Origin of the sequence: Bosea sp. (in: a-proteobacteria), assembly GCA_023910605.1 — a bacterium.
GTDB lineage: Bacteria > Pseudomonadota > Alphaproteobacteria > Rhizobiales > Beijerinckiaceae > Allobosea.
Genome location: JAAVVV010000001.1, coordinates 911,853 through 925,862, shown reverse-complemented (window position 1 = coordinate 925,862; position 14,010 = coordinate 911,853). Strand labels below are relative to the sequence as shown.

Below are 14,010 nucleotides of genomic sequence, written 5' to 3'. Positions count from 1 at the left end.
CTTACAACTGACCTGTTTGCGCCCAGTGGCGCATCCCGATTGATGTGATGACGTCGGGCCTTTCGGTGAGCCTGTTCCAGGCCTCGCAGGCTGCATTGATGATGTCGGCGTATGTCTCGAAGACGCGGTTCGAGAGGTAGTTGGCACGCAGATACTGCCAGATATTCTCCACGGGGTTCAGTTCCGGCGCGCGCGAGGGCAGCAGGATCGGCGTGATGTTCTTCGGCCAGTTCAGGTCGCCGGTGATGTGCCATCCGGCTCGATCCAGCAGCAGCACGGCATGAGCGCCTTTGGCGACGTGCAGGGATATCTCGTCGATATGCAGTTGCATCATGTCGGTGTCAGCATGGGGCAAAGCGAGGGCCGCGCCCACGCCTCTTTCGGGGCAGATGGCACCGAAGAGATAGGCGTTCTCATAGCGTTGGTCGGCAGGCTGGGTAGGTCTTGTGCCGCGCCTCGCCCATTGCCGGACGAGCCCGTTCTTCTGGCCGATGCGGGCCTCATCCTGAAACCAGATCTCGATCTTCGTCTTGCGCGTCACGCCCTTGATGTGCGCCGCGAGCGTGTTGGGCCAGTTTTTTTAAAAGCCGCGATGACCTCGCCATCTTGCCCGGGATGCCGTGGCCGGGCGCTGATGTGCGAGAAGCCCAGGTGCTTCAGCAGCTTGCCGATGCTGCGCTGGTGATACGCGATCTTGAACTTGTCCGCGATGACACGTTGCAGGTCGATCCGCCGCCAGCGCACCACGCCGTCTACAGCGCGGTTGGGGCCGGTCTCGACGATCTCGGACAGCTCCACCAGTTGCGCCTGCGACAGACGTCTTGGGTTCCCCCGGCGACGGTTGTCCTTCAACCCGGCAGGGCCTTGCTCATTAAACCGATGCGCCCAGTCCCGTAGCGTCTGGCGGTCCATGCCGCCGATCTTGGCGGCCTCCGCCCGGCTCATCCCGTCCAGCGCCGCAGCGATGGACAGCAATCGTCGACTTTGGTTCGCATCCTTGCCCGATGCCGCCAGGCGGCGCAGCTCGGCGGGAGTATGGCTCGGCTTGATCTCGACAACCTTCGGCATGGCGTGGGTCCTCCACGCACTTTGAATCACGCCGCAGTCAGTTTGGGAACCCTCGGTGAGTCAGGTCAAAGGGCCTTTGGTATAACATTCCAACCGGACCACTCAGCGGGGGCTGATCACGGCTCGCGCACGAGCATTGGTGGCCTTAGCCTGAAGCACGCCCGGCTGCGTCACAGCCAGCGAATCAATGAGTCCGAAGCATAGCCTGCTTCAAGCTTGGACGCTCAGCGCACGCGCCAGAGCAGGAAGTGCGCGCCTGTTCCAACAGCCTCCACACGTTCCGGCAGGTCAGGCAGGAGGGTGCGGTCAGCCATGATGAAGATGTTTCCGCCTGGAGGAAGGGACATGGCGAGCGCGAGCATGTGCGACATCGCGAGATCGCCCTTCCGGGCCGCTGCGTCCATGGCCGCATTCATCTCTGCAGAACGCTCCATAAGCACACGTGAGAGTCCGCTAGAGGCCCGGCCGGGCACAAACGTCAGGGCGTAGTTGCTCATGCCCTGGGCCGGCGCATATACGAGCGCCCAGAACGTGCGGCAGTAAAAGGTGCCCGTCGCGAGGCGTGGGACGAAGATAACGGTGGCGTCCTGGCTCATCTGCACAGGATGCATCAGCGCGGCGTCGGCCGGGTCCAGGCAGGATGCGACGGAGGTATGAAGGGCTTCGGTGCCCCCCGCGAGCGCGGCGGCTAAGCGGCGCGGGGCCTCCGACACCAGCCACTGCGCTCCGGGGCCGCGCAACTGCGCCAAATGTACCAGCAGAAGCCCCCCCACGAGCGCCAGTGGAATGGCCCGCCACCCGCCCGTCACCCGCGTGATCAGACGCTGGAAGCCCAACGCACCCAGCATGCACAGCGAAACATTGGCGAAGTTGAGAAAGGAAAAATGACTGTAGCCGGGCGCCTCGAATAGGAAGACGGCGAAAATGCCCGCGATCGCAGCACCCACCAGAAACAACGCTGGCTTGCTCCGCGTCAAGCTCTCCAGCCCGGCCCAGAGTGCGGGAAGCAAGAAGGAAGTCTGGAACAGCGCGATGGCCACGAACGCCACGGCGCCACTCGGCAAGGGCGGCAGGCCCGCCGCCATCAGCATGTGCGGAACGGTAAGCAGGTATTGCGTTGGGGCAGTGAGATACTTGAACGGGTGCCCGTTGAAATGGACGAAGCCAAGGCCGTTCAGCCCACCGCCAGGGTTGAAGAACAGCACCCAGCCAAGCGCTAAGCCGACGATGCAAGCCGCTAGGTCGACAAGCAGGTGCCATGGGATGCGGCGCGTGCCCCAGGCGGCGACCAGCAGATGCAAGCCCAGCGCGCAAAGAAGTACGGGCGGCGCCACAGCGCGGGCACCGGTGAGCAGGAGCATGAGCAGCACAAGCACGATCGCCCGGCCCAGCGGACTCGCCTCTTGTTCGTGGGTCAGCACCCACAACGTCACGAGGAAGAGCGCCACGGCGAGGAAAGGCGAAAGCAGGAGGACCCCGCTGAAGGGCATGAAGGTGGCAAAGACCTGCCCCGCGATCGGCGGAATGCCGACGATCCAGAAAACCCCAAGGAGCGACAGCGCCGCTGCCCACCAATACAGGCCAAGCAGTCTCTGCCCAACGGCCAGCATCGCCCCTGCGGCCGCGAAGGCGAAGACCAACGGTGCGTGGCGCGCCACCAACGCATCCAGCGGCAGGCCGGTGATGCGTGCCACTCCCAGCACCCAGAGATGCGCACCATAATTGTAGGACCAGTCCACGCCCGGCAGCAGGAGGTTGCGCGGCGGCCACCCGCCCTCAAGGCCGCGGACGATGTTGCCCTGGAAGGCGGAGTGGAACGAGAAGGCCCAGTCCGTATCGCCCGCCAGCACATTGGCCATGCCCATGAAGCTGGAGAGGCAAAGGAAAACCGTCGTCAGAGGCCACCAGGCGAAGTGGGGCGGGCCGGCAGGGCGCCAGCCGCGCCGGTAAGCCAACACCAACGAGGCCGTGGCAAGCACCGGCAGCGCCAAAAGGGGGGCCGCATTACCAAGGAGCCAGGCCGGCAGGACCGCCAACAGGTTCACAGCAAGCCCGACCGGCAACACCATCAGCGCAAGCCACCCGCTCCTGCGGGCACCGCGTGGATCCCACCAAGCCAGGGCGGCAGCACCGGGTAATGCGTTGAAGGCCAGCACGTAGGACAGCAGCAGCGCCCCCTGCCAGGCGACGGGATGCGCCAGCAGAAGGGTCACCCAGAGGAGGAGCAGCGACACCGTGATCGAGGCGCCCCCCCAAAGCCAATCGCGCGTCGTGGCGTCAGGGTTCATGTCTAAGTCCGAACCCGCCCAGTCCCTTCCGAAGCGGCAAGCTGTGCCAGTTTACCGGCAAGACGGCCGTGAGCACAGAGGGAAGCGGGCCCGTCAAGGGCAGAGCGGTGAGAGCGACCGCACATCGAGCGTGGGAGGCGGGAAGCTGCAGCCCCTCAAAATGCTGGGTGCCCCGGTAGAAAGCCGGAAACACCGCCGTGGCCCCGGGCGCCAAGCTGATCTGCGAATCAAGCTTCTGCCAGACCTCGGGCCGATGCGCGTAGACGAGGCCAACGGAGGCGGGGAGTTGCGGACAATCCGCCCCTTCAAGGACAAGCAACATCCGGTTGGCATGTGCGCGCACGTCATGCTGGATGCCGACCTCGGGCAGGCGCACGGTCATGGCGTCGGGTGGCGCATCGATGAGTGCCTGTCCCTCCGGCGGGACGGGCACTCGCCAAAGGATCGTGCCATCGGGGTTCTCCTGTCGGACGGCGGCGATCGGCTCGCGTGGATGCGCGAGCAATTCGGCAAAGGCCTTGGTGAGGAGGCGCTGCTGCACCTGCGCCAGACCCATGTAAAGTACCCCGACTGCGCCCAGGGCCAAGGCCGTGGTCGCGGCGAAGGATACGAACACCGGCGCCAGCATGCGCCAGCGCCACAGGGCAAGCGGAATGGAGAGCAAGCCTATTACCCAGATGAATTCCAGATGGAAAGCGTGGCGTGTGGAAAACTGTATGCCCGGGTATGCCAGGAGGGTAACCAGCAGCAAGGCGAGGCCCGCCGCCTCCCGGCCGCTGCGCGATGCGGCCAGGAGCAGCCAGGCGAACACGCCCGCGGCGCCCAGCGCAGGCATCCAAGGTTGAGCGAGGTGGCCGTAAAAGAGGGGATCTTGCCATTGCACGGCTGGGACCGCGAGCCTGACCGGCCCACCAGGGTCGGGAGGCAGGCGTCCTGCCGCAGTCATGGCCGGAAAACCGAGGATCCAGGCGGTAGACTTCAGCGCCTGAGCCATGAAGTCAGCCGCGAACAGAGGTGCCCAGCCGAGCAGGTGCTTGGTCGACAGGGTAATCGCCTGGCTGGGCTGATAGCCGGCTTGGCCCTCATTCGCATCCCAGCCTGGACGTGAGGGACGCTCGGCGGCGGCAACGCCGCTCAGGGTCAACTCATCCAGATAGGCATGGCCCAGTGCATAGGGCGCTGGCCGCAGCATGGCAAAGGCGCGGAATGGCTCCGTAGCCCCCTGGATCGCGAGGAAACCTGCGGCGGAGCCCAGCCCCTGCACCAGTATTGGCGAGGCGGCAACCAGGAAGGCGGCGGCAAAGCCCGCGACAGGATGAAACCGGGCAAGAACGCTGCCCTGCGCTGCGATGATCATCACCAGCGCGCCGAGCGGCAGCAGGAGGGCCAGGTCGGAGCGGAACCCGAAGCCGACCCCCACGACCAATCCTGCCCCCACGCCGCAGGCCAGCGCCGCCGGCCCCGGCCGCGCGCGAAGCGTGAGCACGAGCAGCACCAGCGCCCACAGGAAGAAGGGCCCCTTCGAGAAATCGCGCAGAAGGAATACCTGGGTGAGAGCCACAGGTGACAGCGCGATGATCGTTCCTGCCAGGGCAGCCAGCGGCCAGGGCAGGAACAGCCGCGCCAGCACAAATCCCCCCGCCCCGTATGCCGCACCGAAGACCGCCGCGAGCGGCAGCATGGACGATTGAGTGATCCCGAGCACCGACCAGAGGGCCGCTGCACTGATTCCCATATAGAGCTGCATGCCGTGAAAGAAACCCGGCGGCCCAAGCCGATCTACCGCGATGCTGGCACAGTCGAAGGCCGGCAAGGTACGGTGCAAAAGAAACTGCGCCATTTCCGGCGACAAGGCATCGGGGCGCCGGAAGCCCAGGCCGCAGGCCGCGACCAAGGCCTCAGGTGTGAACATCTGATAGAAGAACAACGCACCGGCTGTATTGGCCGCCGCAAAGGCGCCCCAACCGCCCAAGGCGGCGGTCGAAAGGCCTGCGAGGATGGGCCAAGGCGACATCAAAAGCCACGGCAGCCGGCGGCGCCCGCGCAGCGGATGCCTCACGGCCGATCCGCCACCACGAGGCAGCTGGTGCCGAAGGGGATTGTGCCGCCAGCCTCAATGCGACGCGCTTCAAACTTCAGCAGCTTTTCCATCGTCCAACCGAAAGCGCCGCCTGGCGTATGCTCTCCGTCCGTGCGCGCCGCGCTTGAGGGCCCCAGCAAGCCCAGGCGCGATGGCAGGGTGCGCAACAAGAATACGGGGAGCGGAAGGGGCGCAAAGAGATAAGTGGCAAATTGCGATCGGAAACCAGCCGCCTCAAGAACCCGTTCGAGGCCTGGCAGATTGTAACGCCGGAAGTGCCCGGCGTCCTGGTCCTCCCGGGAGAAGAGCGCCTGGTAGGCCGGCACGGTCAGGAAAAGGCGACCACCGGGTCGCAGCAGACGCTGCACTTCGGCCAGGGCGCCGGCTTCGTCCTCGATATGCTCAAGGACGTCGAACATGCCGACACCGCTGAAAGCTTGCGATGGGAGCGCGGCATCCTCGATGCGAGCGCAGATAACGGGTGAAATGCCGCGCGCATGAGCAGCAAGCGCGCCTTCCACGCCGGGTTCGAGCAGGGCGCAGTCCACACCCTCCGCGACGAGTGCCTTCGCGACGAACCCGTTTCCTCCCCCGATGTCCAAGAAGGGGCCGTCCGGCCGGAAGCGACGCGCAAGATGCGCGAGGCAACGATTACGGTGCAGGAACCAGAACGACCGGTCTTCAATTTCCCGAAAGAGCGCATTGGCGTCTTCCGGATAGGATACGGGAACGCTGCTATGCGCGAACCAGATGCCCTGCGGGCCGAGTTCGAGCGCCGATGTTGCGGCAACAACCGCATGGGCCGCTATCATCCAGGCATCCGCGAGCTGTAGAAATCACGAACCGCCTCGATAACAACCGTTTGGTCCTCATCAGACAGATCATAGTAAATCGGCAGCCGCACAAGTCGAGCGCTGTTTTCATCCGTCGCAGGCAACCGAACGTCGGGCAACCCAATCTGGCGGGCAAAGGGGGAGGAGTGCAGCGGCACATAATGGAACACGGCCAGGACGCCGCGTTCGCGCAGGTGGGCGATCAGCGCCGTGCGCTCCTCGACATCTGACGTAAGGAGGTAAAACATGTGATGATTGCCATCGCAATGCGCGGGCGAATGCGGCAGGCTGACGAGACCCGCCTGCTTGAGCGAGGCGAAGCCCGCGACATAGGCCGCATGGAGAGCTGCGCGTCGGGCCGTGATCGGCTTCATGTTTTCAAGCTGGCCCAGCAGAAATGCGGCGAGCATGTCTGACAAGACGTAGGAGGAGCCGAGGTCCACCCAGGTGTATTTATCCGACTGCCCGCGCAAGAACTGGCTACGATTGGTTCCCTTCTCTCGCAGGATTTCCGCACGCTTCAGAAGTATTGGATCGTTGACAACCAGGGCGCCGCCTTCTCCACAGGAAAAATTCTTTGTCTCGTGGAAAGAGTAGCAGCCAAGGTGGCCGATTGTGCCGAGCCAGCGGCCCTTGTAGCGCGCGAATACGCCTTGCGCTGCATCCTCGATGACGAACAGGTCATGGCGGGCGGCGATCTCCATGATCTCATCCATCTCGCAGGCAATACCGGCGTAGTGGACGGGCATGATTGCCTTGGTGCGCGGCGTGATCGCACGCTCGATTAGACGTTCATCAAGATTGAGCGTGTCGGAGCGAACATCTACGAACACAGGCGTCGCGCCGCGTAGCGCGACGGCATTTGCGGTGGAGACAAATGTGTAAGAGGGCATGATGACTTCGTCCCCAGGGCCCAGGTCGCACAGCAGCGCCGCCATCTCCAGCGCTGCCGTGCATGAGGTAGTCAGCAGCACTCGATGCGCGCCGAATTCTTGCTCTATGAAGCGCTCGGCTCGTTTGGTGAACGGTCCATCCCCGCTCGCATGCCCGCCTGCGATCGCCTCTTGCAAATGTACAATCTCGGCACCCACCACGCAGGGCTTATTGAACGGAATTCGAATGGTCATGGTCCTGCTTTTCCCGGCCCTTTGGGCGGGGCACCGGCGGCTCATCTGCCTGGAAACACCCAATATTTTTGCATCAAAAAAAGCATGATGGCAAGGATGAACGTTACCAGCGCTTGCACAATCTCGTGTGAGTAACCGAGCCGTTCCGCGAACAGCCATAGGATGGTGAGATTGGTGAAGAAGCCAAATCCGTACGCCGCGCAATACCGCAACAAGGCGCCATCATGGATATTCCTGTCGGAGAAGGTGATCCGCCGGTTCAACAGAAAGCCGGCTAGCACCGCTCCACAATAGGTGACGGTCATCGCGGCGAGCGGTGACCCTCCAGCGAGCGTGAATAGCAAGTACAATCCGTAGAAGACGATGTTTACCACGCTCCCCACGGCCAGGAAGCGAAGAACGCGCCAAGCATTCTTCATCAGTCCGGCCGGAGAGGCCCGCGGGGGCACCAGTGAAGGGTGATTGCCGGCGGAGGAAAGCGGAATCCGAGGGAGACGTATAGGTTGAGGGCTGCGCTGTTGTGCGATGAAATGCTGGTTTCGACCTCCGACATTCCCTCGGCCGCGTGCTGCGCAAGCATCGCCTGCCACACCCGCCGCCCAAGCCCCTGCCCCGCCAGACCCGGCGCCAACCCGACGAGTGACCAGAAGCAGCGCTGCGGCGTGGATTGCTCTACCACGAAGAAGGCAATGATCCGCCCGTCGAGGCAGCACTTCATGACCCGCTGTGCAGGGTTGTGGAACGCGCTCTCCGCCCATCCGGCATAGCGGCGGTTGCCGATTTCGGCCCCGACGAGTGGGTCGAGGTGCAGGCGGCCCGCCTCGAAAACTTGTTGAGCGATGCCGCGGATTTCATCCTGCTCCGCGAGGGTGGCGGGCTCGATGGCTAGATCGGCCTCGGAAGGGAAGCGGCTAAGGTCAGTAACTAGCGGCCGGTAGTTCAGTTCAATGAAGCGGAAGCCTCGCGCTTCGAGGAAGCCACTCTCGGCGATGCGCTCATGCGCCAGACGCGCCACAACCAAGCCAACCTCGTTGCGATCGCACCAGTCTCTGAAGGCGCTCCAGCCCTGCTCCAAGCCCTGCGGATCAAGCAGGCAAAGGTCAGTGATCGCCGCTGTCCCGACCCGCAATATGGGGCGGTCCCAGGGGGCCAAGTGGGCACGCAGCACGAGATCGGGACCCGCGAACTGCTCCTCCGTCACAGAGAACATGTGAAAGCTCAGCCCACGACCGCCATCGCAGCCAGAGGCTGCGGGGCGGCATTCTGATCGCCAAGGGTTTCGGCGACGAAGTAGGCGGGGCGATCCATGCTGCGGAAGTGCATCCGCGCAAGATATTCGCCAATGACGCCGAGTGCGAAAAGCTGAGCGCCGGAGAAGATGACGATCAGCGAGGCTACCGAGGCAAAGCCAGGAACCACGCCGCCCCGAATGAGATAGTTCAACAGGACGACGCCAAGGATGATGAGGCCAAACAGCACGAAGGCAAAGCCGACTAAGCTTGCCAGCTGCAGCGGAAGCGTCGTGAAACCGGTCATGAGGTTGACCGCGTGCTGGATCAGCTTGCGTAAGGTGTAGCCCGAAACCCCTTCGGTACGCGGGTTGTGTTTCACCCGAACTGCAGCGAAAGCGCTGGTCGTCCAAGTGAGCAGCACGTCGATGGAAACGAACGGGCTGCGGTAATTTGCGAAGCCATCGCGCAGCCGGGTGCGGAAGACTCGGAAGGCGCTAACGCTGCGCGCGGTCTCGGGCCCCATTGCCTCCGCCAAGGCGATCTTGGTGAGGCGGGTTGCAAGGTTCCGCAACAGCCCGTGCTGCTCCTTCAGCGGCGCCCCATAGACGACATCGTTGTCGCCAAGCTCCGCCAGCAGTGTGGAAATCTCCGTCACTGGGTGTTGGAGATCATCGTCCATGGTCAGGATCAGATCATGTCGAGCCGCCCGAATACCGACGAGGAGAGCATTGTGCTGGCCGTAGTTCCGGCTCATGCGCAGCCCGCGCACGTTCGGATTGGCCGAAGCCAGCCGCGAAATTACCGACCACGATCCATCCTTCCCGCCATCTTCAACAAATATGATCTCGTAGTCAGTGGCTAAAATGGGAAGTGTTTCGATCAATTGGAAGTATAGCGTTTCGAGGGTTGCTTCCGCGCGATAGACAGGAATGACAACGGATAGAGTGATAGCCTGAACTGTCATTCCAAACCTCTTTTGGTACCTAAAGACGGGTGTGGAAGCATAACAGGCTTGGGGGCCGCCTTCAAATAGGATTGGGATTGACTCCACGGGGGCAGGATCGGCCCCCACTGAGTGGTCCGATTGGAATGTTAGTGCATTGACGGCCTCGACGCCATCGCGGGCGGTGGTCGGCTTGCCGATGGATGGGTTTGCGCTGCAGCCTGTGCAGCCATGGCAGGCACAAAGCCCTCCGGGGCCGGTGGTTTGTATCCGAGCGATCCGTGCGGGCGCTCGGTGTTGTAGTGTCGCCGCCAGCTCTCGATGACGATCTTCGCCTCGGCGAGCGAGTAGAAGATCTCTCCATCGAGCAATTCATCCCTCAGGCGGGCGTTGAAGAACTCGATGAAGCCGTTCTCCCAGGGCGATCCCGGTGTGATTTAGATGATCTTGGCCCCGACCGCCGTGATCCACTTCTGAACGGCCATCGCGACGAACTCCGGGCCATAGCACGTCGGGAAGCGTTGGTTCGGAAGCCGCCAAAGCCCTGATGGAGACAAGGCCGCGAAGCGGCCGAAGGCTCCATCAGGGCAAGCCACGGCCGGCTGGCAGGTCTCTAAAGTGAGGTTGTCGAGACAACACCTTGGAGGCCAACCGACCATGACCAAACTCTCTTCTACACCCGCCAACGCCGTGCTGATAGCGATCGACATGGCGAAGAACCGTCAAGAGGTGCTAATCGAGCATCGCGAAGGCGGACGGCGCCGGCGCATGACGGTGCTGGCGACGAAGGCGGACTATGACGGGCTCGCCGAGCAGCTCGCGGCCATCGGCCGGCCTGTCGTGGTCGGGTTCGAGGCGACCGGCAATTACCACCGGACGCTCGCGCACTGGCTGCTCACTGCGGGGTTCGAGCTGCGTCTCATCTCCTCGGTCGCGCTCGCCCGCACGAGGGAGGCGCTGTACAATGGCTGGGATAAGAATGATCCCAAGGACGCGCAGGTCATCCTGCACATGCTGCGGATCGGCGCCACACAACGCTATGTCGACCCGCTCGCCGCCGGCATCAACGATCTCCAGGAGCTGTCGAAAACCCACGAGACGATCTCCAAAATGAAGACGCAGACCTGGCATCGCATCCTGACCCACTACCTGCCGCTGTACTTCCCCGAGATCGCCCGCTTCGCCGGCAATAGCCGGTCCGACTGGTTCCTCGCGATCCCCGAGCGATTCCCGACGCCCGCCAGCATCACCGCGCTCGACCGCGGGACGTTCTCCGCCGCGGCTTGGCCGCTCATCGGCCGCAAGGTCTCAAAGGCACGCCTTATCAATGATACTAACGGCCCTTACAACTGACCTGTTTGCGCCCAGTGGCGCATCCCGATTGATGTGATGACGTCGGGCCTTTCGGTGAGCCTGTTCCAGGCCTCGCAGGCTGCATTGATGATGTCGGCGTATGTCTCGAAGACGCGGTTCGAGAGGTAGTTGGCACGCAGATACTGCCAGATATTCTCCACGGGGTTCAGTTCCGGCGCGCGCGAGGGCAGCAGGATCGGCGTGATGTTCTTCGGCCAGTTCAGGTCGCCGGTGATGTGCCATCCGGCTCGATCCAGCAGCAGCACGGCATGAGCGCCTTTGGCGACGTGCAGGGATATCTCGTCGATATGCAGTTGCATCATGTCGGTGTCAGCATGGGGCAAAGCGAGGGCCGCGCCCACGCCTCTTTCGGGGCAGATGGCACCGAAGAGATAGGCGTTCTCATAGCGTTGGTCGGCAGGCTGGGTAGGTCTTGTGCCGCGCCTCGCCCATTGCCGGACGAGCCCGTTCTTCTGGCCGATGCGGGCCTCATCCTGAAACCAGATCTCGATCTTCGTCTTGCGCGTCACGCCCTTGATGTGCGCCGCGAGCGTGTTGGGCCAGTTTTTTTAAAAGCCGCGATGACCTCGCCATCTTGCCCGGGATGCCGTGGCCGGGCGCTGATGTGCGAGAAGCCCAGGTGCTTCAGCAGCTTGCCGATGCTGCGCTGGTGATACGCGATCTTGAACTTGTCCGCGATGACACGTTGCAGGTCGATCCGCCGCCAGCGCACCACGCCGTCTACAGCGCGGTTGGGGCCGGTCTCGACGATCTCGGACAGCTCCACCAGTTGCGCCTGCGACAGACGTCTTGGGTTCCCCCGGCGACGGTTGTCCTTCAACCCGGCAGGGCCTTGCTCATTAAACCGATGCGCCCAGTCCCGTAGCGTCTGGCGGTCCATGCCGCCGATCTTGGCGGCCTCCGCCCGGCTCATCCCGTCCAGCGCCGCAGCGATGGACAGCAATCGTCGACTTTGGTTCGCATCCTTGCCCGATGCCGCCAGGCGGCGCAGCTCGGCGGGAGTATGGCTCGGCTTGATCTCGACAACCTTCGGCATGGCGTGGGTCCTCCACGCACTTTGAATCACGCCGCAGTCAGTTTGGGAACCCTCGGTGAGTCAGGTCAAAGGGCCTTTGGTATGACATCTACGAGACGGCCTGCGCTTCGGTCGCGCTGCCGGTGCCGGAGACATCGGCGGCCATCACCATGTTCCGCGTGGTCATTGCGCAGGGCCGCAGCCTGATCCACCAACGTGCCGAGATCGAGCGGCTGGCTCATGCCAGGCTCGCCGACCACGTCGATTACCAGCTGCTGCGCAACATCCCAGGCATTGGTCCGATCAACGCGCTGACCATCCTCGCCGAGGCCGGCGATCTGCGCCGCTTCAGCCACCATCGCCAGTTCCTGAAGTTCTGTGGCCTCGATCTCGCCACCTGTCAGTCGGGCGTGTTCCGCGGTCGCACCAAGCTGTCCAAGTACGGCAACGCGCGCCTGCGCCGGACCTTCTGGATAGCCGCCCAGGTCGCCGCGCGTCAGCGCGACAACAGCTTCCGCGACAAGCTCGGACGATACGTCGCCGGGCACGCGGACGATGCCGACCGTCGCCGCAAGGCAATGACGGCACTCACCGCCAAGATGGCGCGCGTGGCTCACGCCGTTGTCAAGACGGGAACAGAGTACCGACCGTTCCTCGAGCGGTCGGACGCCAGGTGGAAGGACCCCTCTCTGCAAGTGCCGTAAGGGCGCGTGTCGAGCGACCCTGTAGATAATGTTCGGGCCTTCCACCTGGGTGCGTATCTCATCTTAAGGATCGCGAGGACCACGGCTGCTCAGGCGCCGCTGGATCCTGTGTTTGCTATGGCAGGGAGCGATCCCGTTGACGGTGGAAGCCATCTGGCTCAGATTGCATGCAGCGCCGATCGTCGTCGGCGCATCGAGACCTGCTGGCCAAAAGCCGCCAACGCTTCCCGACGTGCTATGGCCCGGAGTTCGTCGCGATGGCCGTTCAGAAGTGGATCACGGCGGTCGGGGCCAAGATCATCTAAATCACATCGGGATCGCCCTGGGAGAACGGCTTCATCGAGTTCTTCAACGCCCGCCTGAGGGATGAATTGCTCGATGGAGAGATCTTCTACTCGCTCGCCGAGGCGAAGATCGTTATCGAGAGCTGGCGGCGACACTACAACACCGAGCGCCCGCACGGATCGCTCGGATACAAACCACCGGCCCCGGAGGGCTTTGTGCCTGCCATGGCTGCACAGGCTGCAGCGCAAACCCATCCATCGGCAAGCCGACCACCGCCCGCGATGGCGTCGAGGCCGTCAATGCACTAACATTCCAATCGGACCACTCAGTGGGGGCCGATCATGCCCTCCTCTCATCCCGACGCCGGATTGCAGAACTCCGGCTCGAAGAGATATTGGCTCGCCATTGCCGCGAACCGCGCGTTGACCTGCCGAGTCTTGCCGGCGCCGATCCGGTCGACTGCTGTGCGCATGTTGTCGAAGATGACGCGCTGCGGCACCCCGCCCAGCACGCGGAACGCCTCGTTCAGCGCATCGAACAGCATCTCGTATGTCTGCAGCAGATAGGCCCGCACGCTGAAGGCCCGGCTGTGCGAGAGCTTGGTGTGCGCCGCCTGAAGCTTCGTACGCTCGCCGCCCAGCACCGCCCAATCCTCGCTCCAGTCGAACTGGAACGCTTCGCCCGGCGCGAAGATCAGAGGCACGAATGTGCCGCGGCTGCTGGCCTGCGCCTCGCGCTGCCTTCCAAGCTCGCACGAAGGCTGCAACGCGGTTGTAGGAGCCGCCATAGCCCAGCACCACAGGATCGGCATGCATCCGCTTAGCCGTGCGCCGCTGCTTGCGGGACCGGCCAACCTCGACCCGCAGCCAGGCCGTCAGCTTGCCCGCGAACGCGTCCAACTGGCTGGGCCTGTCCGGAACCTTGAACCGCGGCTTCACATCGCCTGCTCGCAGATACTTCCGGATCGTGTTGCGCGACAGTGCCGTCCGCCGCTCGATCTCCCGGATCGGCATCCCATCGCGAAAATGATAGCGCCCGATCACGCTCAATAATGCCATTTC

Annotated in this window: 9 protein-coding genes and 5 pseudogenes; 3 read left to right on the top strand and 11 right to left on the bottom strand. The window is 63.5% G+C overall.

The genetic code is table 11. The features are described from left to right. Position 1: 1 nt before the first annotated feature. From HEQ16_04570 to HEQ16_04530, 9 genes and pseudogenes are all read right to left on the bottom strand, one after another. A protein-coding gene (locus HEQ16_04570) for an IS630 family transposase (protein ID MCO4053325.1) occupies positions 2-1,068 on the bottom strand; the annotation gives its coding sequence in 2 pieces (ribosomal slippage) (positions 2-582 and positions 582-1,068; 1,068 coding nt in all). 224 nt (positions 1,069-1,292) lie between these two features. Next, positions 1,293-3,356: a hypothetical protein gene (locus HEQ16_04565; GenBank protein MCO4053324.1), complete on the bottom strand. Its 2,064-nt coding sequence runs from the start codon at positions 3,354-3,356 to the stop codon at positions 1,293-1,295. Continuing rightward, on the bottom strand, positions 3,346-5,415 hold the full coding sequence (locus HEQ16_04560; GenBank protein MCO4053323.1) for a hypothetical protein: 2,070 nt from the start codon (positions 5,413-5,415) through the stop codon (positions 3,346-3,348). The genes HEQ16_04565 and HEQ16_04560 overlap by 11 nt, the downstream gene beginning before the upstream one ends. Then, the gene (locus HEQ16_04555) at positions 5,412-6,248 is read right to left on the bottom strand and encodes a class I SAM-dependent methyltransferase (GenBank protein ID MCO4053322.1); all 837 of its coding nucleotides are present in this window, start codon (positions 6,246-6,248) and stop codon (positions 5,412-5,414) included. The genes HEQ16_04560 and HEQ16_04555 overlap by 4 nt, the downstream gene beginning before the upstream one ends. Further along, on the bottom strand, positions 6,245-7,396 hold the full coding sequence (rffA, locus tag HEQ16_04550) for a dTDP-4-amino-4,6-dideoxygalactose transaminase (GenBank protein ID MCO4053321.1): 1,152 nt from the start codon (positions 7,394-7,396) through the stop codon (positions 6,245-6,247). Before rffA ends, HEQ16_04555 begins: the two co-directional genes overlap by 4 nt. Before the next feature lie 41 nt (positions 7,397-7,437). After that, the gene (locus HEQ16_04545; protein MCO4053320.1) at positions 7,438-7,815 is read right to left on the bottom strand and encodes a GtrA family protein; all 378 of its coding nucleotides are present in this window, start codon (positions 7,813-7,815) and stop codon (positions 7,438-7,440) included. Next, positions 7,815-8,606, bottom strand: a complete 792-nt coding sequence (locus tag HEQ16_04540) for a GNAT family N-acetyltransferase (GenBank protein ID MCO4053319.1) — start codon at positions 8,604-8,606, stop codon at positions 7,815-7,817. Before HEQ16_04540 ends, HEQ16_04545 begins: the two co-directional genes overlap by 1 nt. A gap of 8 nt (positions 8,607-8,614) precedes the next feature. After that, positions 8,615-9,592 (bottom strand): glycosyltransferase family 2 protein, encoded by a 978-nt coding sequence (locus HEQ16_04535; GenBank protein MCO4053318.1) that lies wholly within the window; start codon positions 9,590-9,592, stop codon positions 8,615-8,617. 227 nt (positions 9,593-9,819) lie between these two features. Beyond that, a pseudogene (locus HEQ16_04530) lies at positions 9,820-10,074 on the bottom strand (transposase). Between the two features lie 154 nt (positions 10,075-10,228). Here HEQ16_04530 and HEQ16_04525 point away from each other — a divergent pair. Next, positions 10,229-10,903, top strand: a pseudogene (locus HEQ16_04525) (IS110 family transposase). An 11-nt stretch (positions 10,904-10,914) separates the two neighbouring features. Here the strand turns inward: HEQ16_04525 and HEQ16_04520 are convergent. Then, a protein-coding gene (locus tag HEQ16_04520) for an IS630 family transposase (GenBank protein MCO4053317.1) occupies positions 10,915-11,981 on the bottom strand; the annotation gives its coding sequence in 2 pieces (ribosomal slippage) (positions 10,915-11,495 and positions 11,495-11,981; 1,068 coding nt in all). 83 nt (positions 11,982-12,064) lie between these two features. Between HEQ16_04520 and HEQ16_04515 the strand changes: the two are divergent. Continuing rightward, positions 12,065-12,664: pseudogene (locus HEQ16_04515) on the top strand (IS110 family transposase). Positions 12,665-12,903: 239 nt separating this feature from the next. Beyond that, positions 12,904-13,158 (top strand): annotated as a pseudogene (locus tag HEQ16_04510) (transposase). A gap of 146 nt (positions 13,159-13,304) precedes the next feature. On the opposite strand, the pseudogene HEQ16_04505 reads toward HEQ16_04510, so the two are convergent. Further along, positions 13,305-14,007 (bottom strand): annotated as a pseudogene (locus HEQ16_04505) (IS21 family transposase). Positions 14,008-14,010: the final 3 nt, after the last annotated feature.